This is a genomic window from Gluconobacter japonicus (assembly GCF_002723975.1).
In the GTDB taxonomy this organism is placed as follows: Bacteria; Pseudomonadota; Alphaproteobacteria; order Acetobacterales; family Acetobacteraceae; genus Gluconobacter; species Gluconobacter japonicus.
In genome coordinates this window covers 20,417-38,999 of sequence record NZ_BEWO01000021.1, presented here as the reverse complement: position 1 = coordinate 38,999, position 18,583 = coordinate 20,417, and the positions used below count along the sequence as shown (strand labels likewise).

Genomic DNA, 18,583 nt, shown 5'->3' with positions numbered 1-18,583 from the left:
GGAACGGAGAAATCCATGATTACGCACGAAATCCTCAAGTCTCTTCCCGTCGGTGTGCAGGCTCCGCCCTATGACATCAACGGGATCAAACCGGGGATCGCGCATTTTGGCGTTGGGAACTTTTTTCGAGCCCATGAAGCGTTTTATGTTGAGCAGATCCTCAAGGATGATCCGAACTGGGGTATCATCGGTGTTGGTCTGACCGGTAGCGATCGCTCCAAGGAAAAGGCCGAGGAATTCAAAAAGCAGGATTGTCTCTTTTCCCTGACCGAAACCGCTCCATCTGGCAAAAGTACAGTCCGCGTCATGGGGGCATTGCGGGACTATCTTCTGGCACCAGCCGACCCGGAAGCTGTACTGAAGCATCTTGCCGACCCGGCGATCCGTATTGTGTCCATGACCATCACGGAAGGCGGCTACAATATCAATGAGACGACTGGTGAGTTCGATCTTCAGAACAAAGCCGTTCAGCAGGATCTGAAGACGCCGGAAACGCCGTCCACGATTTTCGGATATGTTGTGGAAGGACTGCGCCGTCGGCGTGATGCAGGTGGCAAAGCCTTCACGATCATGTCCTGCGATAACCTGCGCCATAATGGCAATGTCGCTCGCAAGGCCTTCCTGGGATATGCGAAGGCCCGCGATCCGGAGCTGGCCAAGTGGATTGAAGAGAACGCGACATTCCCGAATGGCATGGTTGATCGCATCACGCCGACCGTCTCGGCTGCTATTGCAAAGAAGCTGAACGAGGCCAGCGGCCTGACCGATGATCTGCCGCTTGTGGCAGAAGACTTTCATCAGTGGGTGCTGGAAGACAACTTCGCTGATGGCCGCCCTGCGCTGGAAAAGGCTGGTGTGCAGTTCGTTGAGGATGTGACGGATTATGAGCATGTAAAAATCCGGATGCTCAACGCCGGACATATCATGCTCTGCTTCCCGGGCGTTCTCGCAGGCTACGAAAATGTCGATCAGGCTTTGGCAGATGCGGATCTGCGCCGTAACCTTGAGAACTTCCTGAACAAGGACGTCATCCCGACCCTAGAGGTTCCGCCAGGCATGACACTGGAAGGCTACCGTGACAGTGTCATCAGCCGTTTCTCCAACCCGGCCATGGCAGATCAGACGTTGCGTATTTCCGGGGATGGCAGTTCGAAGATTCAGGTCTTCTGGACGGAAACGGTGCGTCAGGCTCTTGAAGGTAAACGCGATCTGTCCCGGATTGCTTTTGGCATGGCGTCCTATCTGGAAATGCTGCGCGGCAAGGACGAAAAGGGTGACACCTACGAGCCGTTCGAGCCGACTTTTGATGAGAGCCAGAAGATTCTGGCCAAGGCCGACGATTTTGAGAGCGCGCTTAAACTCCCCGCTTTCGATGCCTGGAGCGATCTGGATACGTCCGAACTGAATGGCAAGGTCGTGGCGTTGCGAAAAATTATTCGTGAGAAGGGCGTCAAGGCTGCTCTTCCAGCCTGAATAAATCCGCTCTGCCATGGAAAAGGCCGCCGTCTCATCAGAGAGGCGGCTTTTTTTGGCGGCGATAATGCGCAGTTACGTCTTCGGGGCTGGGTTTTTCTTGTGCGTCTCAAGGATGTGCAGGAAGGCGTCTGCGGCCTTGCTGCGGTATCGTTCCTTATGCCGTAATCCGAAGAATATGCGCGGACCTAAATCGACTGGTGCTGCATATAGCGTTTGAGAGGCCAGAGAAGGTGCGACCACCAGGGAAGACAGGGCTGCCACGCCAGCACCAGCTTCCACTGCCGTTCGGACGCTTTCATTTGATGGAAGCGCAAGAACCTCTTTTAGCATGTCTGGGTTAATGCTTCGCGCCTGAAGAGCCTGATTCAGTGAGGATCGCGTGCCCGACCCTTTTTCGCGCATGATCCACGGCGCATTCTGAAGCCATACAGCATCGACCGTCGTGTTCTGGAAGGGCATGGAGTGCACAATTTGCAGGCGGTCTTCCCCGACTGGCCAGTGAGCAATCGCGGGATCATCCACGATACCCTCGACGATGCCCAGATCGGAACGCCCCTCCCGGACGTGCTCTGCTGCCTGCCGGGTGTTCCCGACTTCCAGAACAATACTGATATCGGGAAAAGTCTGCCGAAAAGCGACAAGTGCGGAAGGCAACCAGTAAGCCGCAATCGTCTGGCTCGCAACAACGCGCAGACTGCCGCGGCTGAGCCCGCTCAGATCATTCAGCGTGGCTTCTGCCACGGCTGCGCTGGCCAAAACATTACGAGCCTCAACGAGAAAAACTCTCCCTGCTTCGGTTAGAGAAATCCCACGTCCGACACGATGGAACAGCTTGATGCCGTGACGGTCTTCGAGGGCCGCAATGGCGGCGGAGGCTGTGGATTGTGTGATGTTCAGGGCTTTGGCAGCAGCGGTGACATGCTCCCGCATCGCTACTTCGATGAAGATCCGCAGTTGTTCGAGGGTCACAACGTCTTCCAGTTTCAATCAATCGAAATTTACGAACGGTATAACATAATCAATTTGTTTTATTGATTATTTTTGAACGGGTATTTTAAGGGCATGAGACATTTGAATATGCCCCGGGGTGCCGGTCACATCCTCATTGTGCGTGCACGACGCATCTGGAAAGGTCTGTCGCTGTGTCTGTTCGTCACGACGCTGGCTTACTTTCTGGAAGCCGCGGAATGGCTGATTTTCGGGAAAATTTGGCTTGAAGCGCTCGTGCTCGCCATCCTCAGCGGGATGGTGATCCGGACTTTTCGTGTTCCGAGCAACGCGTTTCAACCCGGTATTGTTTTCAGCGCCCGATATCTTCTGGAAATGTCTGTTGTTTTGCTAGGCGCTACGGTGAGTGCTGCAAGTCTGCTGTCGGTCGGGCCAGCACTGGTGGCGGGAATTATGGTTCTGGTTGGGGTGAGCCTCATCTCAAGTTTCGGGATCGGGAGGTTGCTTGGGCTTCCCTGTCGCATGGCGCTTTTGGTGGCTTGCGGAAACTCAATCTGTGGCAACTCCGCTATCGCGGCCGTCGCGCCCATTATACGGGCGGATGGGGAAGAGGTGGCGTCTTCCATTGCCTTTACCGCTGTTCTCGGCGTGTTCGTTGTGCTGGGGTTACCATTCTTTGGTGTCGCCACAGGCATGAGTGGCGGCACGTTCGGTGCTTTTGCAGGGCTTACGGTCTATGCCGTGCCTCAGGTCGTGGCGGCAACGGCCCCTCTGGGTTTGCTGGCTGTGCAGACTGGAACTGTTGTGAAGCTGGTGCGTGTTCTGATGTTGGGACCCGTCTGTTTCGGATTGTCTCTGCTTGCGCCCCTACTTCCTCAGCAGGAGACGACTGTTCCAGAAACCGGAAATGGAGCCTCAGGTGTTTTTCGGTTCGTGCCGTGGTTTATTGTTGGGTTTCTAGGAATGGTCTGTTGCCGCTCTATCGGCTTGTTTCCGGCTAGCCTTATTGTCCCAGCCAGTCAGGTCGCGACATTTCTGACAGTGGTTTCGATGGGTGCATTGGGGCTGGGAGTAGATATGCGGAGTGTGGTCAACGCTGGCCCGCGCGTAACGTGTACGGTCGTGCTTTCCCTGCTGATGCTGGGAAGTGCGAGCTACGGTTTACTGGTATTTCTAAGTTTTGGTTGATGAACCGGATCAGAGTTGTCTATCGCGTTTGATCCGATCCCAGGCCGCATTAATCCGGGCCACGCGTTCCTGAGCGCGTTTGCGTTCCAAATCCGTCATGGGCTTCTGAGCGATGACATCTGGATGATATTCACGGATCAGCATGCGCCAGCGGACACGGACTTCCTTGTCCGATGCTGTGCGGGAGATGCCGAGAACGCGATAGGCATCCGGCTCGCCGGTGCTTGCTGCACGTGAGCCGCCACTTTCTGCACGGTCCCACGCACCGGGAGGGAGGCCGAACGCGCGATGGACGCGTTGAAGAAAATCCACTTCCTTTGGATGCAACTCACGTGATGCACCTGCATCCGCACGGGCAATGCGGAACAGGGCCGTCATCAGGTTTTCGAGCGGCGCCTTGTCGTCTCCGTAGGCGTTGCCCATTTCGCGGGCATACATCTCGAAATCGTCCGTCCGCTCGCGGGCGCGATCGAACAGCATCCCGACTTCCTTGACGTTATCCGGCGGAAACTGAAAGCAGGTCTTGAAAGCGTTGATCTCGGAGCGATTGACCGGCCCGTCGATCTTGGCAAGCTTTGCACAGAGCGCCACAAGGCCGATCGCGTAAAGCTGATCTTTCTTGCCAAGAGCCGCTGCGACTTTGGCGGCTCCAAAGAAGGCCGCATTATTGGGATCAGGTCGCCCCCGCGCTGGAAAGCGTTCGCTCCAGCCGCCGGTGGACGGGTTGAGCAGGGAGCCGCTGTCAGCGGCGTGCCCGAGAGCTGCCCCCATCAGTGCCCCAAACGGGCCGCCGACCGCGAAGCCAGCAACACCACCGAACATTTTGCCCCAGATAGCCATATCAGTAATCTAGCATGGTCCCGGAAACCGGCAAATGACAGATCGGACAGATATGGATCAGAGAAAAAACTGGATCTCCGCTGCCTGCCGGGTGTTGTAGAGGCATGACAAAAGAAGCCGATTCTCTCATGACCAGCAACACGAGTCCGCATTTGCCTGTGACCCGGTCACAGGGCTCTAATGATTACGAAGAGCAGATGCAGGCGCTGATTAGAAAACTGCCGGAATGGATGCAGAAGACTCTGACATGGCTTCGAAAGCCAGAACGGAAATGGGTGCGTATCCCGGCGGGTATTCTGTTCATGCTGGGTGGATGCATGGCGTTTTTGCCGGTTCTGGGTGTCTGGATGATTCCGGTCGGTATTCTGTTGCTGTCTGAGGACATCCCTTTCTTTCGGCGGCTTATGGAAAAGGCGCTGAACTGGATTCAACGCAAGCATCCTGAATGGATGGAGGCGTCTTCCGACGCAAAATAGTTCCTTAAGGCGTGTCCGGGCGTCTGCGTTCCATCAGAGCGGCAACACGCAATGCAGACGCTAATGGGCGTTCTGGCGTTCGCTTTGCATCGATGGACGCCACAAGGGCAGCAAAACTAAGAGACCGCTGTTCAGCCATCTGATCCAGTACGGCCCAGAACTCCGGTTCAAGGGCCACGGATGTCCGGTGTCCTGAAAGTGACAGGCTGCGTTTGACAAGGTCGCTCATGTCAGGCGCTCCAGAGCCCAGCGGGCCGTTTCGGCAATGTCGGGGTCAGGGTCGGATTGCAGGGCTTGGGCGGAAGGTACGAGTTCCGGGTCGTTTGAATTGCCTATTGCGATCAGAACATTGCGGACAAAGCGATTGCGGCCGATGCGCTTGACGGGAGAGCCCGAAAAAAGCGTGCGGAAAGCTGCATCATCCAGCGCTGCCAACTCTGCCAGTTTTGGCTCGATCAGTTCGGGTCGGGCCTGAAGCTTGATGTGGCGGGAGGCTTCGGCAAAGCGGTTCCAGGGGCAGGCGGCAATGCAGTCGTCACAGCCATAGATGTGGTTGCCCATCTTTTCCCGCAGGTCATGCGGGATCGGTCCCTTGTGCTCGATGGTCAGATAGGAGATGCACCGCCGCGCATCCATGCGATAGGGGCCAAGGAAGGCATCTGTGGGGCAGGCTGTCAGGCAACTCGTGCAGGTGCCGCAGCTTCCGCCTTTGGGCTCGGACGGGCGCAGATCCAGCGTCGTGTAGATTTCCCCCAGAAGAAGCCATGAACCATGGGTGCGGGACACCAGACAGGTATGTTTGCCCTGCCAGCCCAGATGCGCTTTTTCAGCCAGAGCGCGTTCTGAAACGGGAGCTGTATCGACGAAAACCTTCACCTGTGTCGTCTCATCGCCCAGTTTGACGACGAACTGCGCCAGATGTTTCAGCATCCCCTTGATGACGTCATGATAGTCGCGATTGCGGGCATAGACGGAGATATTGCCCCGATCCGGCTGACGCAGCGTTGCATCCGGGTCTTCGGCGGGGGCGTAACAGACAGCGAGGGAAATGACGCTGCGGGCTTCGGGCCAGAGGGCCTGCGGGTGGCTGCGCTGTTCGATGCGCGTCTCCATCCATTCCATCGTCCCGTGATGGGCCTGTGCAACAAAAGCACGCAGGCCAGCCTCCACATCCGGGCCAAGCTCCGCCACGCAGAAACCCACGGCATCGAATCCAAGATGCTGGGCATGGTCCTCGATCCGTTCCTCAAGGGAGCGTCCGGGGCGGGAAGGGGAGGGGCGTGATGTCATGCGCTCAGCAGATGGAGGAAAAGCAGAATCAGTAGTTTACGCCATCTTTCCCCCAAGGGGCCAATCAGACATGATGGAGTGTCTTCATTCTCCGATGAGAGAAACGGTTATGCGTCGTTCCTATGTCACCCTGGATGTTTTCACGGACCAGCTTTTCGGGGGTAATCCTTTGGCTGTCGTGCTGGATGCGGCGGGGCTGTCCACCGAACAGATGCAGAAACTTGCCATTGAGTTCGGTTATTCCGAGACAACTTTCGTGCTTCCTGCTGTAGAGGCGGATCATACGGCGCATGTGCGTATCTTCACGCCAGCCGGAGAGCTGCCCTTCGCCGGTCATCCGAATATCGGCACGGCTTTCGCCTTGGCTCGACAGGCCGAAGCGCAGGGACGAGAGCTACCGGAAACGCTTTTGTTTGAAGAAAAAGCCGGTCTGGTTCCTGTGCGGCTGGAGCGTGAGAACGGACGTGTCGTTCGGGCGGAGCTCATGGCGCCTGAAGCCATGACACGCCGGAGCCGGATGATCCCTGAAAATGCGGCGGCGTGTCTGGGGCTTGAGCCGGAAGATATTCGCACAGAACACCATGCACCCCAGGTTGTGTCGGTCGGGCTGCCGTTCCTGATTGTCGAGCTTGCGTCCCGTGATGCTTTGCGTCGTGCTCATGGAGAGCTTGCTGCGCATCGGAGGTTCCTCGCCTCCAACGGGATCAGTTCTGTCTATGCCTATACGCGCAATGCGGGAGAAAGCGCGTTTGAAAAAGGCAGCGACATTCAGGGGCGCATGTTCTCGCCACTGGATGGGATTGCCGAAGATCCCGCGACGGGGAGTGCCACAGTCGCGGCCGTCGCGTTCTTGTCTGCACTGGAGAATGGCGCCGATCTGTCCCTGATCTTCACGCAGGGGGTGGATATGGGGCGGCCGAGCCTTCTGGAAGCCAGAACAGAAGCGGGTCGGGCTTATGTGGCCGGGTCCTGCGTCCCGGTCATGGAAGGGACTTTCACTTTGGAAAGCGCAGTTTAAGAACAGGTTGTTGCAGAGTTTATAACGCTCTGAAAATGTCTTGTCAGAGACGTGGTCAGGCGGCATCGTGCTGTGATGCGATGCACCCTTCCGTCCGTTCTTGTAGCGGCTGCCCTGTCCCTGACGGCTCTATCTCCCTCGGCAAGAGCCGCAACGCCCTCCCCAGTTGAACAGACTTATAACGCCGTCCGGGCTGATCCGGTCCGGCTCGGCCTGTTCCTGCGGGCTTTTCCGAAAGGAGCGGATCTGCATATCCACCTTTCGGGTGCGATTTATGCGGAAAATATGCTGGACTGGGCGGCGAAGGATGGTCTGTGCGTTTCTTTGAAGACGCTCGATATTCTGGATCACGCCTGCCCGCACGGGAAGGGCGATGAAATGCCCGCTTCGGCGCTGGTGGGAAATGAAAAAGCCACGAACCAGATGATCGATGCGATGTCGATGCGGGATTTCGTTCCAGCAGCATCCGATCGTTCAGGGCATGACCACTTCTTTACGTCCTTCCGGCATTTCGATGCGATCGAAAAAGACCATCAGGGCGACATGCTGGCTGAAGCGATGGACCGTGCGGCTGCCGATCATATCACTTATATCGAGCCCATGGTTTCGCCCGCCCTTGGCAGCATGATTGGTGTTGGCTTCCATCATCCTCTCAAGGACGAGGATTTCGCGGCTGCCCATCAGGTTCTCAAGGCAGAAATTCCAGCGCTCGTTGCGCAGGCCCGTCGCGAAACCGATGCGATGGAGCATAAGGCGCAGGCTATTCTTCAGTGCGGCACGGCCAAGGCGCATCCCGGCTGTGGCGTAAGCGTCCATTATTTGTTCCAGACGCTTCGTATCCTGCCGCCTCAGGCTGTTTATGCGCAGCTTGATGCCGGGTATGCCGTTGTGAAGGCCGACCCACGGTTCGTCGGTGTCAATATTGTTGCCCCTGAGGATGATACAGTCGCGATGCGGGATTACAGCCTGCATATGCGGATGTTTCAGTTCCTCTCGCAGGTCTATCCAAGTGTGAACCTTAGCCTTCATGCGGGTGAACTGACAGGCAAGCTGGTTCCGCCCGAAGGTCTGAAGCATCACATTCGGGAAGCTATCGAAATTGCTGGCGCCAAGCGCATTGGCCATGGTGTCGATATTGCTTCGGAAGACGATGTCGCCGGGCTGCTGGCCGAGATGGCCAAAAAGCACGTCATGGTGGAAATCAACCTGACGAGCAATGACGAGATCCTGAACGTGAAGGGGGCTGAGCATCCGCTACCGCTCTATCGCCGGGCCGGGGTGCCCGTTGCGCTCTCCACGGATGACGAAGGCGTCTCCCGCGGTGATCTGACGCAGGAATATCTTCGCGCTGCTCAAACTTACAATCTGAGCTATGCAGACCTGAAACAGATGTCCCGGACCGGTCTGGAATATGCGTTTATTCCGGGGGAGAGCCTGTGGGACGCCCATCAGGTGAGTAAACCTGTTGCAGCCTGTCAGACCATTTCCTCCGCACAGCCTGAAAGCGGCCCTTGTGCCGATCTGTTGAAAGCCAGCGAGAAAGCCCGCCTCCAGTGGCAGCTTGAAACGCGGTTTGCCGCTTTTGAAAATTCCGCTCCTCACGAAAGCCTTTATCAATGACACGCCTGAAAACCCTTCTTGGGGCAACTGCCCTGTCTGTCCTCGCTATTTCAGGTGGCTTCTCCAGCGCCTCTGCCAAGAGCCATCCCATTCCCGTGCGTGTGGTAGTGGTTACGACATTTGAGCTTGGCAAGGATACGGGCGACACGCCGGGCGAGTATCAGAACTGGGTTGAAAAGCTCCCGCTCACGCAAGAAATTCCTGCCCCGGGTACAGACCATGACGTCATGCATTACAACCCGGAATTGCATGTGCTGGGTATCGCGTCCGGGGAAGGGCCGGAGCATATGGCATCGGCCATCACGGCGCTTGTTCTTGATCCGCGCTTTGATCTGAAGCACGCCTATTTCGTGTTGGCCGGAATTGGTGGCGTTGATCCGAAGTTCGGCACGGTCGGGTCTGCCATCTGGGCACCGCGCGTGATCAATGGTGGCCTGTCGCATCTGATTGATCCGCGTGAAATTCCGAAATCCTGGCCTGATGGCTTTACGCCAGTTCAGGGTAGCGTACCGGATGAGCAGCCACGGCCGCCGCTGCACTCTGTCAGTGGAGACATGGTTTACACCTTCAATCCGCAGCTCGTGCAGTGGGCCTATGGCCTGACGAAAAACATGACCCTGCCGGACACGCCCGGTCTTCAGGCATCCCGTGCCCGATACAAAGGGTATCCGGAAGCTCTGAAGGCTCCATCTGTCATGGTCGGCGATACCATTTCCGGCGAGACCTTCTGGGTTGGCGAGAAGATGAATGCCTGGGCCGAGCGCTGGGTGCGCTACTGGACGGATAATCAGGGGACATTGGCCACGACGGCGGAAGAGGATGTCGCGTTCTGTCAGGCGTTGGCGGCTCAGGCGAAGGCAGGACGGGTTGATCCGCAGCGCGCGCTGATCCTGCGGACGACCAGCAATTTTGACATGCAGTATCCCGGCCAGACAGCGGCGGAACTTCTGGCGGAAGAGGCGCATGAGGGCAGTTACTCTGCGTTTATTCCGTCCGTTGAAGCGGCTTATACAGTTGGCAGTGTCGTTGTTCGGGAACTCGCCACGCATTGGGACAAGTACGAGAAAAGCATTCCTGGCGCGGAATAACAGCTCTGCTGTGACGTTGTAATGAAAATGCCCGCCGGGTTGAACCGGCGGGCATTTTTTGCGTGTATCGTCACAAGACATAGTTCGTCTCGAACAGAACACCCTCGTCTCATTTGATTGGATTCCCATGACCCTCGATGTTTCTTCCGCCATTCTTCAGCGCCGTGCGACCAAACATTTCGATGCCGAGCACGTCATGCCAGAGAAGGATCTCGAAACCATCCTCGGTCTGGCGCGCCGGATGCCAACGGCGTTCAACATCCAGAACTGGCGCTTCGTGGTCCTTAAAGACCTGGAACTGCGCAAGCAGGTGCGTGCCGTTTCATGGGATCAGGCTCAGGTGACGGATGCGTCTGCGCTGATCGTTCTGTGTGCCGACATCAAGGCATGGGAAAAGTCGCCCGAGCGGTACTGGGAAAATGCCCCGGCTGCGGTGCGGGAGTATATGGTTGGTGCCATCGATCAGTATTACCGGGGTCGCGAGCAGGTGCAGCGGGATGAGGGGATGCGGTCCTGTGGCATGGCTGCTGCTGCCATCATGCTGGTGGCTGAGAGTCTGGGTTACGGCACCTGCCCGATGGATGGCTTTGACTTCGACGCCGTTGGCAAGCTTATCAACCTGCCGGAAGACCATGAGATCGTCATGTTCGTAGCGATCGGAAAGGCGGCCTCCGCTCCGAAGCCATCGGGCGGTGCGCTGCCGGTTTCCGAAATCATGATCGAAAACCGGTTCTGATAAACTGGCTCTGGAGGCTGCTTTCGCACCGTCCAGAGCCAGACGGTCTTAGTTCTGGCCGGGAATATGCGTCCGGTACGTTGTCCAGTGTGCGATCAACTCATGGACAACCGGCTCACCGGCGCGCTCGTTGTTATCGAACGCGAGTTTCTGGCCGGGTGCTTCGTCGCCGATACTCTCGGTGATCGGGACGCCTGGAGGAGGCATGTCAAAATTGCTTCCTGAGCGCAGAACCATGACGCGGTTCAGATCGACATACCCCAGACGGGCCAGTGTGCGCATATCAAGCTGATAGGTCTGGCTTTCCTCATTGGTCATGACGAATTGGCCCTGATCCTTCGTCCAGAGCTTGACCCATTTTTCCGCCCACTCGTTGCGGGAAGGGCCATGCCAATAACGAAGCGCCCCAAGCGTCTCACCCATGATGAGCATCGGCGGCTTCTGGGCATTGGGGAAGCCTTTCCAGGCCTTCCGGCGCTCGGCGATGGCGGGATCGTCTGCCATCGGGGTGTTCTTGCTCAGGTTGAAGGCCCAGTTCGCCAGACCCTGATTGAGAGGATAGGCCTTGCTGAGTTCCGCAACATCCGTGACAGAACCATAATGGTTTGCGTTGGCTGGCAGCGTATCGGGTTTGTCCGCCCCGATGGCGTACAGACCATACGGCCAGCCTTTCGGAACCGTGCGGTCATCGATTTCACGCAACGCATCGCCGTCCACAACCCAGCGCGCCCAGGCTACACTGCCAACGGACGCGACATTCGGGTTTACGCCGGAAATGCCGGTGAAAATCCAGTAAGTGTGTGTCAGATCATAATGCGGATCAAGCGCAAGCGCGTGCAGGTCAATGCTGCCGCTTTTCAAGGCGATGCCGTACACGCCATCCGCATTGCGGCGGAGTTTTTCCTGTACGCCGCGAATGGGGCGTTCTTCATCAAGATGGAGACGCTCCACCCAGTCCTGATATTCGCCTGGCTCATCGCCCTTGTCCGCGCCGACTTCCCAGTTGGCGACCACAAGAACCTTGATTTCTTCCTTGTGTGGTGCAGCAAGGGCGCTGCCCGCACAGAGAAGCCCGACAAGAGCCAGGCCTGCATTGAAGCGTTTCAAATCCGTATTCCCCAAAGCTGAACGTCGTTTGGGAAACACATTATTGGAACAGGATCAGAATGAAAACTTACAAAGCAAGAGAGGGCATGGGCCATTCATCTTCGGTCCAGTCCCCCTTGGACCAGTCCTCGCGCAGTTTGATCGCCAGTTCGTTCAGCGTGCCATCCACGATAGCGGCGCGGATCTGCCGCATCAGGCGTTGGTAATACGCCAGATTGTGCCATGTCAGCAGCATCGGGCCGAGCATCTCTCCAGCCCGGAACAGGTGATGCAGATAGGCGCGGGTGTAACGGCCGGCCATCGGGCTGTCGTCATGCGGCGTAATCGGACGTGTGTCTTCGGCAAAGCGGGCGTTGCGCAGGTTGATGTAGCCGCGCTCCGTATAGGCGCGCGCCGTGCGACCGGCACGAGAGGGCATCACGCAGTCGAACATGTCCACGCCACGCATGACTGACCCCAGAAGATCGTCCGGTGTGCCAACGCCCATGAGGTAGCGAGCCTTGTGCTGCGGAAGCAGGGGCGTTGTGAAATCAAGGGTCGAGAACATGAGTTCCTGACCTTCCCCCACCGCCAGACCGCCGATCGCATAGCCTTCAAAGCCGATCTCCGTCAGCGCCTTGACCGAATACTCGCGCAGGTCGCGTTCCGTGCCGCCCTGTACGATACCGAACTGCCCGTAGCCTTCACGCGCGGTGAAAGCCTCACGGGAGCGGGCCGCCCAGCGCATGGAAAGTTCCATGGATTTGCGGAGCGCTTCTGGCGTAGCGGGGAGTGCCGGGCACTCATCGAACGCCATGGTGATCGTGGCATCGAGCTTATACTGGATGTCCGTCGAGATCTCCGGAGACAGGCGATGCTTGCTGCCATCAATATGGGACTGGAACGTCACGCCGTCTTGATCGAGCTTGCGGAGCGCACCGAGGGACATGACCTGAAACCCGCCGGAATCCGTCAGGATCGGGCCGGACCAGTCCATCATCTTGTGAAGGCCGCCCAGTTTCTGCACGCGGTCCGCCGTCGGGCGCAACATCAGATGATAGGTGTTGCCCAGAACAATGCCTGCGCCCGTGGACCGAACGGCATCCATGGTCATGCCCTTCACGGTGCCGACCGTGCCAACCGGCATGAAGGTCGGGGTCGGGACGGTGCCGTGACGGGTGTGCAGATGGCCGGCACGGGCCTGCCCGCAGGTTGCTTCCGGAACCCACGTCATTTTTGTGGCCTGTTCGGTCATGGTGCTCGCTCCAGAAGGCAGGCATCGCCGTAGGAATAGAACCTCAGCCCGTTGGCGATGGCGTAGGCATAGGCCTCACGCATGGTGTCGGTGCCGCTGAACGCGCAGACCAGCATGAAGAGCGTCGAGCGCGGCAAATGGAAATTGGTCATGAGCAGGTCCACCGCTTTGAAGCGATAGCCCGGCTTGATGAAAATGGACGTCTCGCCCCGCCAGGGCTGAACCGTACCGTCTTCCTGCGCCGCACTTTCCAGCAGGCGGAGAGACGTGGTGCCGATAGCAACAACACGGCCACCACGGGCGCGTGTTTCATTGATGGCCTGCGCCGTCTCTGCGTCGATCTCGCCCCATTCTGCATGCATACGATGTTCGGCAATGGAGGATCGGACGGGCAGGAACGTGCCAGCGCCGACATGCAGGGTCAGTGTCCGGCGCTGGATACCTTTCGCATCGAGCGCGGCCAGAAGGTCTGGCGTGAAATGCAGGCCCGCAGTGGGAGCCGCCACAGCCCCGCGATGTTCGGAAAAGATCGTCCGGTAATCGCTGTCATCCTGCACGGTCGGGCCAAAAGGGCGGTCGATATAAGGCGGCAGGGCCAATGCTCCCACGCGCTCGAGGAATGCGTCGAATGCATCCCCTTCGACGGAAAAGCGGATGCTGACGGCGCCATCGCCTTCATTTTCGACAACGGAGGCTGTGACCGGATCATCGCCAAAGTTTAGCGTATCGTTCGGCTTCAGCTTGCGGGAGTTGCGGGCGAGGGCATGCCAGCTTCCATCCACCAGAATCCGGTCCAGCGTGATGCCGATTTTTGCTTCGCCGCGTGTGGCGGAAAGCTGGGCGCGGATGACGGCCGTATTATTGGCAATCAGCAGATCGCCTTCCTGCAGCAGGCCGGGAAGATCGCGAATGATCCGCTGGTCGGGGGCATGGCCGGGGCGGACATGCAGCAGCGTTGCGCTGTCACGCGGTCTGGCGGGTTCGGTCGCAATATGGTCGCGGGGGAGTTCGAAATCGAACGGGGCGAGTTCATCCGTCATGGGATGCTCTGTAGCAGGTTCAGCCCACATGAAAACGCCGGACCAGTCGGTCCGGCGTATCTTTTTGGTCAAAACGTCTGTTTTTTGGCGTGAAATCTGTGGCGGAAGATATTTTTCAGCGCATGCCCGGCTGTTTCTTGACGGTCTGCCAGAGCGCTTCCAGCGTTTCCAGATCCTGCTCACCCATCGTCTTGCCTTCTGTCGCAAGACTGGCTTCCATGGCTTCGAAGCGACGCGTGAACTTCCGGTTACTGCGACGCAAAGCGGCTTCCGGGTCTATCCCGAGCTTGCGGGCAAGACTGGCCATCGTGAACAGGACATCCCCAAGTTCATCCTCGATCCGGTCCCGGTCTCCATCCAGTTCGGCTTTCAACTCACCGATCTCTTCCTGCACTTTCTCCAGCACACCTGACGGATCATCCCAGTCAAACCCCACGCGTGCTGCACGACGACAGAGCTTTGCAGCCCGGACCAGTGCGGGAAGATTCGGGGCAATCCCCGCCAAAGCGCCATATTCGGCTTTGTCATGCCGTTCGGATTCCTTGGTTCGCTCCCAGAGGTCTTCGTCATGCTCGACATCGCTGAAAATATTGGGATGACGACGCACCATCTTGTCTGCGATTTTCCCGGCTACGGCGTCAAAGTCGAACAGTCCTTTTTCCTGCGCCATCTGCGCCTGAAACACGACCTGAAGCAGCAGATCTCCCAGTTCATCCGGCAGCGAGTCACTGTCATCGCGGGCAATGGCGTCCATCACCTCATAGGCTTCTTCGATAGCGAAAGGCGCGATCGTCTCTGGCGTTTGCGCCACGTCCCAAGGGCAGCCGTTTTCCGGATCCCGCAGGCGCTTCATAATGTCCAGAAGGCGGTCAATCTGACGGACGGGCTGGGTCATAACGGCTCCTGACGCGTGATCCGGGGGAATATCCGGCCAAGCAGTATATCCTATGTGGCGGAGTCACAGAAAGGATGGAGCGTCTGTTGCTCCAGTGCCGGGATGACATGCCATAGAATAAAAGAGTAAGAAGGGCGGCCCGGCTGGCGGAATTTCGCTGTGCCGGACATTTTTTGCAGACCGGATACGATGGACATGGCCAGGATTTTTATTGACGGCGAAGCTGGAACCACGGGGCTGGGAATTCGTCAGCGCATTGAGGCGCTTCCCGAGACTTATGGGATCGAACTGCTGTCAATTGAGCCGAGCCTCCGAAAAGATGCGGATGCGCGCCGCGAGATGCTGTCCCAGGCGGATGTTGCCATTCTCTGCCTTCCCGATGATGCCGCGCGCGAAACGGTCGCGCTGGCAGAGGGGCTGAATGTCCGTATTCTGGATGCCAGTACGGCTCATCGGATTGCTGATGGGTGGGTTTATGGTCTGCCAGAGTTGGACGAGGAACAGGGCGCGCTCATCCGTGGGGCGACACATGTTGCGAATCCGGGATGTTATCCAACCGGGGCGATCGCGCTTCTGCGGCCACTCGTTCGGGCAGGGCTGATCCCGGCGGATCATTCCATCTCCATTAACGCGGTTTCGGGTTACAGCGGGGCAGGGCGCTCTGCGATTGAAGCCCATGAACGCGATGGTGGCCCGGCGTTTTTCCTGTACGGCCTTACGCTGGAACACAAGCACCTGCCGGAAATCCAGCATTACTCAGGTCTGACCCGTCAGCCGGTCTTTGTCCCGTCCGTCGGTCATTTTCCACAGGGCATGATCGTGTCCATCCCGCTGCATCTTGCCGATCTGCCGGGGCATCCGACGCCGCGTGATCTGGAAGCCACGCTGGAAAAAGCTTACCGCGGCTGTGAGCATGTGCGTGTCCTGCCATCCGAGCCCAAACTGCTTGCCGACACGCTCGCAAACACGGACAATATGGAGCTTCGGGTCCACAGCAGCCCCTCTGGTGAGAAGGTTTTGTTGACGGCGCGGCTTGATAATCTGGGCAAGGGCGCCTCAGGTGCCGCCATCCAGAACCTTCTTTTGATGCTGGGTCTCTGATTTTTTCTTTACGGTCTGGCCCTTTTGTCAGGAATGCACTAGGGTCCGGATCGTTCGCGCGAGAGTGGCGGAACGGTAGACGCAGTCGGCTCAAAATCGACCGCCGAAAGGCATGGGGGTTCGAATCCCCCCTCTCGCACCAAAACCGGGCGCACCAGTCTGGCTGCACCCGAGGACCGTTTAGCCCGGAACGAGCATGTCCAAGCCGAGTGTCAAACCCTCCCGCCCGTTCTTTTCCTCCGGTCCCTGCGCAAAACGCCCCGGATGGTCCCTTTCAGCACTTGATCAGGCGCTTCTGGGCCGTTCGCATCGCGCCCCTGAAGGCCGTGCGCGTCTTAAAGAGGTCATTACACGCTCCAAGAATGTGCTCGGCATCCCGGCTGACTGGCGAGTCGCAGTTGTCCCGGCATCTGATACCGGCGCTGTGGAAATGGTTCTGTGGGCGCTGGCTGGTGGCGAACGTGGCATGGACGTTCTGTCTTTCGAGAGTTTTTCCGGAACATGGGCGCAGGATCTGCGGGACGTTCTGAAAATCGAAGACCTCCGTGTTCACGAAGCGCCTTATGGGCAGCTTCCGGATCTTTCGGCTGTGGACTGGTCCCGCGATGTCGTCCTGACATGGAATGGCACGACATCCGGTGTCCGTATCCCGAATGCAGATGCTATTCCGGCAGAGCATGAAGGTCTTGTGATCTGCGATGCCACGTCTGCGGCTTTCGCGATGGATCTGCCGTGGGATCGTCTCGATGTCGTGACGTGGTCCTGGCAGAAGGCGCTGGGCGGCGAGGCGGCTCATGGCATGCTCGCCATCAGTCCGCGCGCTGCTGCCCGTCTGGCTGAGGCGTCTCCGCGTCCACTGCCAAAAATTTTCCGTCTGGCGAACAAGAAGGGGCTGATGGAAGCCGTTTTTGAAGGCGATACCATCAACACGCCCTCCATGCTCTGTGTCGAGGATGCTCTGGACGGATTGCGCTGGGCAGAAAACGTCGGTGGGCTTGAGGCCCTGAAGGCTCGTTCGCAGGCCAGTCTGGCGGTTGTGGACGAGTGGGTTGAGAAAACCGACTGGGTATCCTTCCTTGCTGAACTGCCTGAGACACGGTCCTGCACATCCATCTGTCTGAAAATTTCTGCGCCATGGTTCGAAGCGCTTTCTCCAGAAGCACAGGGCAAAGCCGTGAAGCGCCTGACCGGGCTGGTCGCGCAGGAAGGGGCAGGCTATGACCTCGCGTCCTATCGAGATGCCCCGGCCGGGCTGCGGATCTGGGGAGGGGCGACAGTGAATGCGGAAGACATTCAGGCTCTCCTGCCATGGCTGGACTGGGCTTATGAGTGTACGCGCGAGGAGTTTTCTGCATGAGTCTGTATTCCGAGACCCCGAGCGCTGCCCTTTTACCGTCCGGCTTTTCTGATCTTCTGCCGGGTGAAGCCGAAGCGGAAGCCCGCGGCATTGCCTGCGTCATGGAAGCGTTCTCCCGCCATGGGTACGAGCGTGTCCGCCCGCCCATGCTGGAATTCGAAACGTCTCTTCTGAATGGTTCCGGCTCAGCACTGTCCACGCAGACCTTCCGCCTGATGGACCCGAGTTCCCATCGCATGATGGCGCTGCGTCCGGACATGACGACGCAGATTGCGCGTATTGCGAGCGTGCGTTTACAGGATGCGCCACGCCCGCTGCGTCTGTCCTATTCCGGAAGCTGCATCGTTATCGGGACGCCGGGCCGCGAGGCTGATCGTCAGGTGTCGCAGGCCGGGATCGAACTGATTGGCCCGGATTCCGCTCAGGCAGATGCCGAGGTAGTAGCGCTTGGTGCGACGGCTCTCGAAGAACTTGGCATCAAGGGTGTGTCCTTTGATCTGTCCATGCCGGCTCTGGCCCTTGGTCTTATCGAGAGTGCCATTCCAGCAGCCGATCAGGATGAGCTGATTCAGGCATTGAATCGCAAGGACGCTGCTTCCGTTGCTGAACTGGGCGGTCCGATTGCAGAGATGCTGGCCGTGATGCTTCAGGCCGCTGGTCCTGCTGATCGTGCGCTGGATATGCTGGCGTCCCTGGATTTCCCCGAGATCGTGCGTCCGCATTTCGACCGTCTGGTAGCGTCCGTCGCCGCCATCCGCGAGCGTGCTCCGTCCCTCCGTCTGACGGTTGATCCTGTCGATTTCCGTGGCTGGCAGTATCATACTGGCCTCTGCATCACGGTGTTCTCCACGACCTCTCGTGAGGAACTCGGCCGGGGTGGTCGCTACGTTGCCGGGCAGGAGCCCGCCTGTGGCCTGACGCTCCGTCCGCAGGCTCTTCTGCGTGCCGCACCGGTGCCTCCAGCCCGTCCGCGCTGCTATGTCCCCGTTCGTTTGGGCGCCGAAGACATGGCGGCTCTGCATGCGCAGGGTTTCGCGACCGTATCCGCTCTTGAAGCCGATGCAGATCCTGCCGCCGAAGCGCGCCATCTGCGCTGCACCCATTTCTGGCGGGATGGCGTGGTTCACGCGCTCTGACCTCCAGTTTTCCTGAATTTTTCATTCCTGTAT

18 protein-coding genes and 1 tRNA gene are annotated in these 18,583 nt (G+C 58.3%); 11 read left to right on the top strand and 8 right to left on the bottom strand.

Annotation, left to right across the window (positions count from 1 at the left end; all coding sequences use genetic code 11):
• Positions 1 to 15 precede the first annotated feature (15 nt).
• Positions 16 to 1,473 carry a mannitol dehydrogenase family protein gene (locus GJA01_RS12230; protein ID WP_062503029.1) on the top strand — a complete coding sequence of 486 codons (1,458 nt, stop codon included), beginning with the start codon at positions 16 to 18 and terminating at the stop codon, positions 1,471 to 1,473.
• Positions 1,474 to 1,548: 75 nt separating this feature from the next.
• Here GJA01_RS12230 and GJA01_RS12225 read toward each other — a convergent pair whose 3' ends face one another.
• A complete protein-coding gene (locus GJA01_RS12225) occupies positions 1,549 to 2,445 on the bottom strand; it encodes a LysR family transcriptional regulator (protein WP_373317458.1) in 897 nt (298 codons plus the stop codon).
• Between the two features lie 108 nt (positions 2,446 to 2,553).
• Between GJA01_RS12225 and GJA01_RS12220 the strand changes: the two genes are divergently transcribed.
• On the top strand, positions 2,554 to 3,612 hold the full coding sequence (locus GJA01_RS12220) for a YeiH family protein (RefSeq protein WP_062503031.1): 1,059 nt from the start codon (positions 2,554 to 2,556) through the stop codon (positions 3,610 to 3,612).
• Between the two features lie 9 nt (positions 3,613 to 3,621).
• Here GJA01_RS12220 and GJA01_RS12215 read toward each other — a convergent pair whose 3' ends face one another.
• Entirely contained in the window at positions 3,622 to 4,452 is an 831-nt protein-coding gene (locus GJA01_RS12215; RefSeq protein ID WP_062503033.1) for a TerB family tellurite resistance protein, read from the bottom strand.
• Between the two features lie 128 nt (positions 4,453 to 4,580).
• On the opposite strand from GJA01_RS12215, the gene GJA01_RS12210 reads away from it, so the two are divergent.
• Positions 4,581 to 4,928, top strand: a complete 348-nt coding sequence (locus GJA01_RS12210; RefSeq protein ID WP_373317457.1) for a hypothetical protein — start codon at positions 4,581 to 4,583, stop codon at positions 4,926 to 4,928.
• A gap of 4 nt (positions 4,929 to 4,932) precedes the next feature.
• Here GJA01_RS12210 and GJA01_RS12205 read toward each other — a convergent pair whose 3' ends face one another.
• Together GJA01_RS12205 and queG are read right to left on the bottom strand one after the other, a co-directional pair.
• Positions 4,933 to 5,157, bottom strand: a complete 225-nt coding sequence (locus GJA01_RS12205; protein ID WP_010504636.1) for a ribbon-helix-helix domain-containing protein — start codon at positions 5,155 to 5,157, stop codon at positions 4,933 to 4,935.
• Positions 5,154 to 6,218, bottom strand: a complete 1,065-nt coding sequence (queG, locus tag GJA01_RS12200; protein WP_062503036.1) for a tRNA epoxyqueuosine(34) reductase QueG — start codon at positions 6,216 to 6,218, stop codon at positions 5,154 to 5,156. The genes GJA01_RS12205 and queG overlap by 4 nt, the downstream gene beginning before the upstream one ends.
• Positions 6,219 to 6,327: 109 nt before the next feature.
• On the opposite strand from queG, the gene GJA01_RS12195 reads away from it, so the two are divergent.
• The 4 genes from GJA01_RS12195 to GJA01_RS12180 all read left to right on the top strand — a co-directional run bounded on the left by GJA01_RS12195 (position 6,328) and on the right by GJA01_RS12180 (position 10,680).
• Positions 6,328 to 7,236 (top strand): PhzF family phenazine biosynthesis protein, encoded by a 909-nt coding sequence (locus tag GJA01_RS12195; protein ID WP_062503038.1) that lies wholly within the window; start codon positions 6,328 to 6,330, stop codon positions 7,234 to 7,236.
• 75 nt (positions 7,237 to 7,311) lie between these two features.
• A complete protein-coding gene (locus GJA01_RS12190) occupies positions 7,312 to 8,856 on the top strand; it encodes an adenosine deaminase family protein (protein ID WP_062503040.1) in 1,545 nt (514 codons plus the stop codon).
• Positions 8,853 to 9,944, top strand: a complete 1,092-nt coding sequence (locus GJA01_RS12185) for a purine nucleoside permease (protein ID WP_062503042.1) — start codon at positions 8,853 to 8,855, stop codon at positions 9,942 to 9,944. The genes GJA01_RS12190 and GJA01_RS12185 overlap by 4 nt, the downstream gene beginning before the upstream one ends.
• 127 nt (positions 9,945 to 10,071) lie before the next feature.
• The gene (locus GJA01_RS12180) at positions 10,072 to 10,680 is read left to right on the top strand and encodes a nitroreductase family protein (protein ID WP_062503044.1); all 609 of its coding nucleotides are present in this window, start codon (positions 10,072 to 10,074) and stop codon (positions 10,678 to 10,680) included.
• A 48-nt stretch (positions 10,681 to 10,728) separates the two neighbouring features.
• Here GJA01_RS12180 and GJA01_RS12175 read toward each other — a convergent pair whose 3' ends face one another.
• The 4 genes from GJA01_RS12175 to mazG all read right to left on the bottom strand — a co-directional run bounded on the left by GJA01_RS12175 (position 10,729) and on the right by mazG (position 14,956).
• Entirely contained in the window at positions 10,729 to 11,787 is a 1,059-nt protein-coding gene (locus tag GJA01_RS12175; RefSeq protein WP_010504642.1) for a purine-nucleoside phosphorylase, read from the bottom strand.
• Between the two features lie 67 nt (positions 11,788 to 11,854).
• Positions 11,855 to 13,021, bottom strand: a complete 1,167-nt coding sequence (tgt, locus tag GJA01_RS12170; protein WP_062503045.1) for a tRNA guanosine(34) transglycosylase Tgt — start codon at positions 13,019 to 13,021, stop codon at positions 11,855 to 11,857.
• The gene (gene queA / locus GJA01_RS12165) at positions 13,018 to 14,061 is read right to left on the bottom strand and encodes a tRNA preQ1(34) S-adenosylmethionine ribosyltransferase-isomerase QueA (protein WP_062503071.1); all 1,044 of its coding nucleotides are present in this window, start codon (positions 14,059 to 14,061) and stop codon (positions 13,018 to 13,020) included. The genes tgt and queA overlap by 4 nt, the downstream gene beginning before the upstream one ends.
• 115 nt (positions 14,062 to 14,176) lie before the next feature.
• On the bottom strand, positions 14,177 to 14,956 hold the full coding sequence (mazG, locus tag GJA01_RS12160; protein ID WP_062021883.1) for a nucleoside triphosphate pyrophosphohydrolase: 780 nt from the start codon (positions 14,954 to 14,956) through the stop codon (positions 14,177 to 14,179).
• A gap of 195 nt (positions 14,957 to 15,151) precedes the next feature.
• On the opposite strand from mazG, the gene argC reads away from it, so the two are divergent.
• From argC to GJA01_RS12140, 4 genes are all read left to right on the top strand, one after another.
• Positions 15,152 to 16,057 carry an N-acetyl-gamma-glutamyl-phosphate reductase gene (gene argC / locus GJA01_RS12155; protein WP_062503047.1) on the top strand — a complete coding sequence of 302 codons (906 nt, stop codon included), beginning with the start codon at positions 15,152 to 15,154 and terminating at the stop codon, positions 16,055 to 16,057.
• Between the two features lie 58 nt (positions 16,058 to 16,115).
• Positions 16,116 to 16,199 (top strand) — tRNA-Leu (locus tag GJA01_RS12150).
• 54 nt (positions 16,200 to 16,253) lie between these two features.
• A complete protein-coding gene (locus GJA01_RS12145) occupies positions 16,254 to 17,414 on the top strand; it encodes a phosphoserine transaminase (RefSeq protein ID WP_062503049.1) in 1,161 nt (386 codons plus the stop codon).
• Positions 17,411 to 18,550: an ATP phosphoribosyltransferase regulatory subunit gene (locus GJA01_RS12140; protein WP_062503051.1), complete on the top strand. Its 1,140-nt coding sequence runs from the start codon at positions 17,411 to 17,413 to the stop codon at positions 18,548 to 18,550. The genes GJA01_RS12145 and GJA01_RS12140 overlap by 4 nt, the downstream gene beginning before the upstream one ends.
• Positions 18,551 to 18,583: the final 33 nt, after the last annotated feature.

What these genes read in the sequence shown, in the direction of transcription:
- GJA01_RS12185 (WP_062503042.1), top strand. Translation starts at nt 8,853, where the DNA reads ATGACACGCCTGAAAACCCTTCTTGGGGCAACTGCCCTGTCTGTCCTC.
- GJA01_RS12140 (WP_062503051.1), top strand. Translation starts at nt 17,411, where the DNA reads ATGAGTCTGTATTCCGAGACCCCGAGCGCTGCCCTTTTACCGTCCGGC.
- argC (WP_062503047.1), top strand. Translation starts at nt 15,152, where the DNA reads ATGGCCAGGATTTTTATTGACGGCGAAGCTGGAACCACGGGGCTGGGA.
- GJA01_RS12180 (WP_062503044.1), top strand. Translation starts at nt 10,072, where the DNA reads ATGACCCTCGATGTTTCTTCCGCCATTCTTCAGCGCCGTGCGACCAAA.
- tgt (WP_062503045.1), bottom strand. Translation starts at nt 13,021, where the DNA reads ATGACCGAACAGGCCACAAAAATGACGTGGGTTCCGGAAGCAACCTGC.
- mazG (WP_062021883.1), bottom strand. Translation starts at nt 14,956, where the DNA reads ATGACCCAGCCCGTCCGTCAGATTGACCGCCTTCTGGACATTATGAAG.
- queA (WP_062503071.1), bottom strand. Translation starts at nt 14,061, where the DNA reads ATGACGGATGAACTCGCCCCGTTCGATTTCGAACTCCCCCGCGACCAT.
- GJA01_RS12205 (WP_010504636.1), bottom strand. Translation starts at nt 5,157, where the DNA reads ATGAGCGACCTTGTCAAACGCAGCCTGTCACTTTCAGGACACCGGACA.
- GJA01_RS12215 (WP_062503033.1), bottom strand. Translation starts at nt 4,452, where the DNA reads ATGGCTATCTGGGGCAAAATGTTCGGTGGTGTTGCTGGCTTCGCGGTC.
- GJA01_RS12190 (WP_062503040.1), top strand. Translation starts at nt 7,312, where the DNA reads ATGCGATGCACCCTTCCGTCCGTTCTTGTAGCGGCTGCCCTGTCCCTG.
- GJA01_RS12220 (WP_062503031.1), top strand. Translation starts at nt 2,554, where the DNA reads ATGCCCCGGGGTGCCGGTCACATCCTCATTGTGCGTGCACGACGCATC.
- queG (WP_062503036.1), bottom strand. Translation starts at nt 6,218, where the DNA reads ATGACATCACGCCCCTCCCCTTCCCGCCCCGGACGCTCCCTTGAGGAA.
- GJA01_RS12230 (WP_062503029.1), top strand. Translation starts at nt 16, where the DNA reads ATGATTACGCACGAAATCCTCAAGTCTCTTCCCGTCGGTGTGCAGGCT.
- GJA01_RS12195 (WP_062503038.1), top strand. Translation starts at nt 6,328, where the DNA reads ATGCGTCGTTCCTATGTCACCCTGGATGTTTTCACGGACCAGCTTTTC.
- GJA01_RS12145 (WP_062503049.1), top strand. Translation starts at nt 16,254, where the DNA reads ATGTCCAAGCCGAGTGTCAAACCCTCCCGCCCGTTCTTTTCCTCCGGT.
- GJA01_RS12210 (WP_373317457.1), top strand. Translation starts at nt 4,581, where the DNA reads ATGACCAGCAACACGAGTCCGCATTTGCCTGTGACCCGGTCACAGGGC.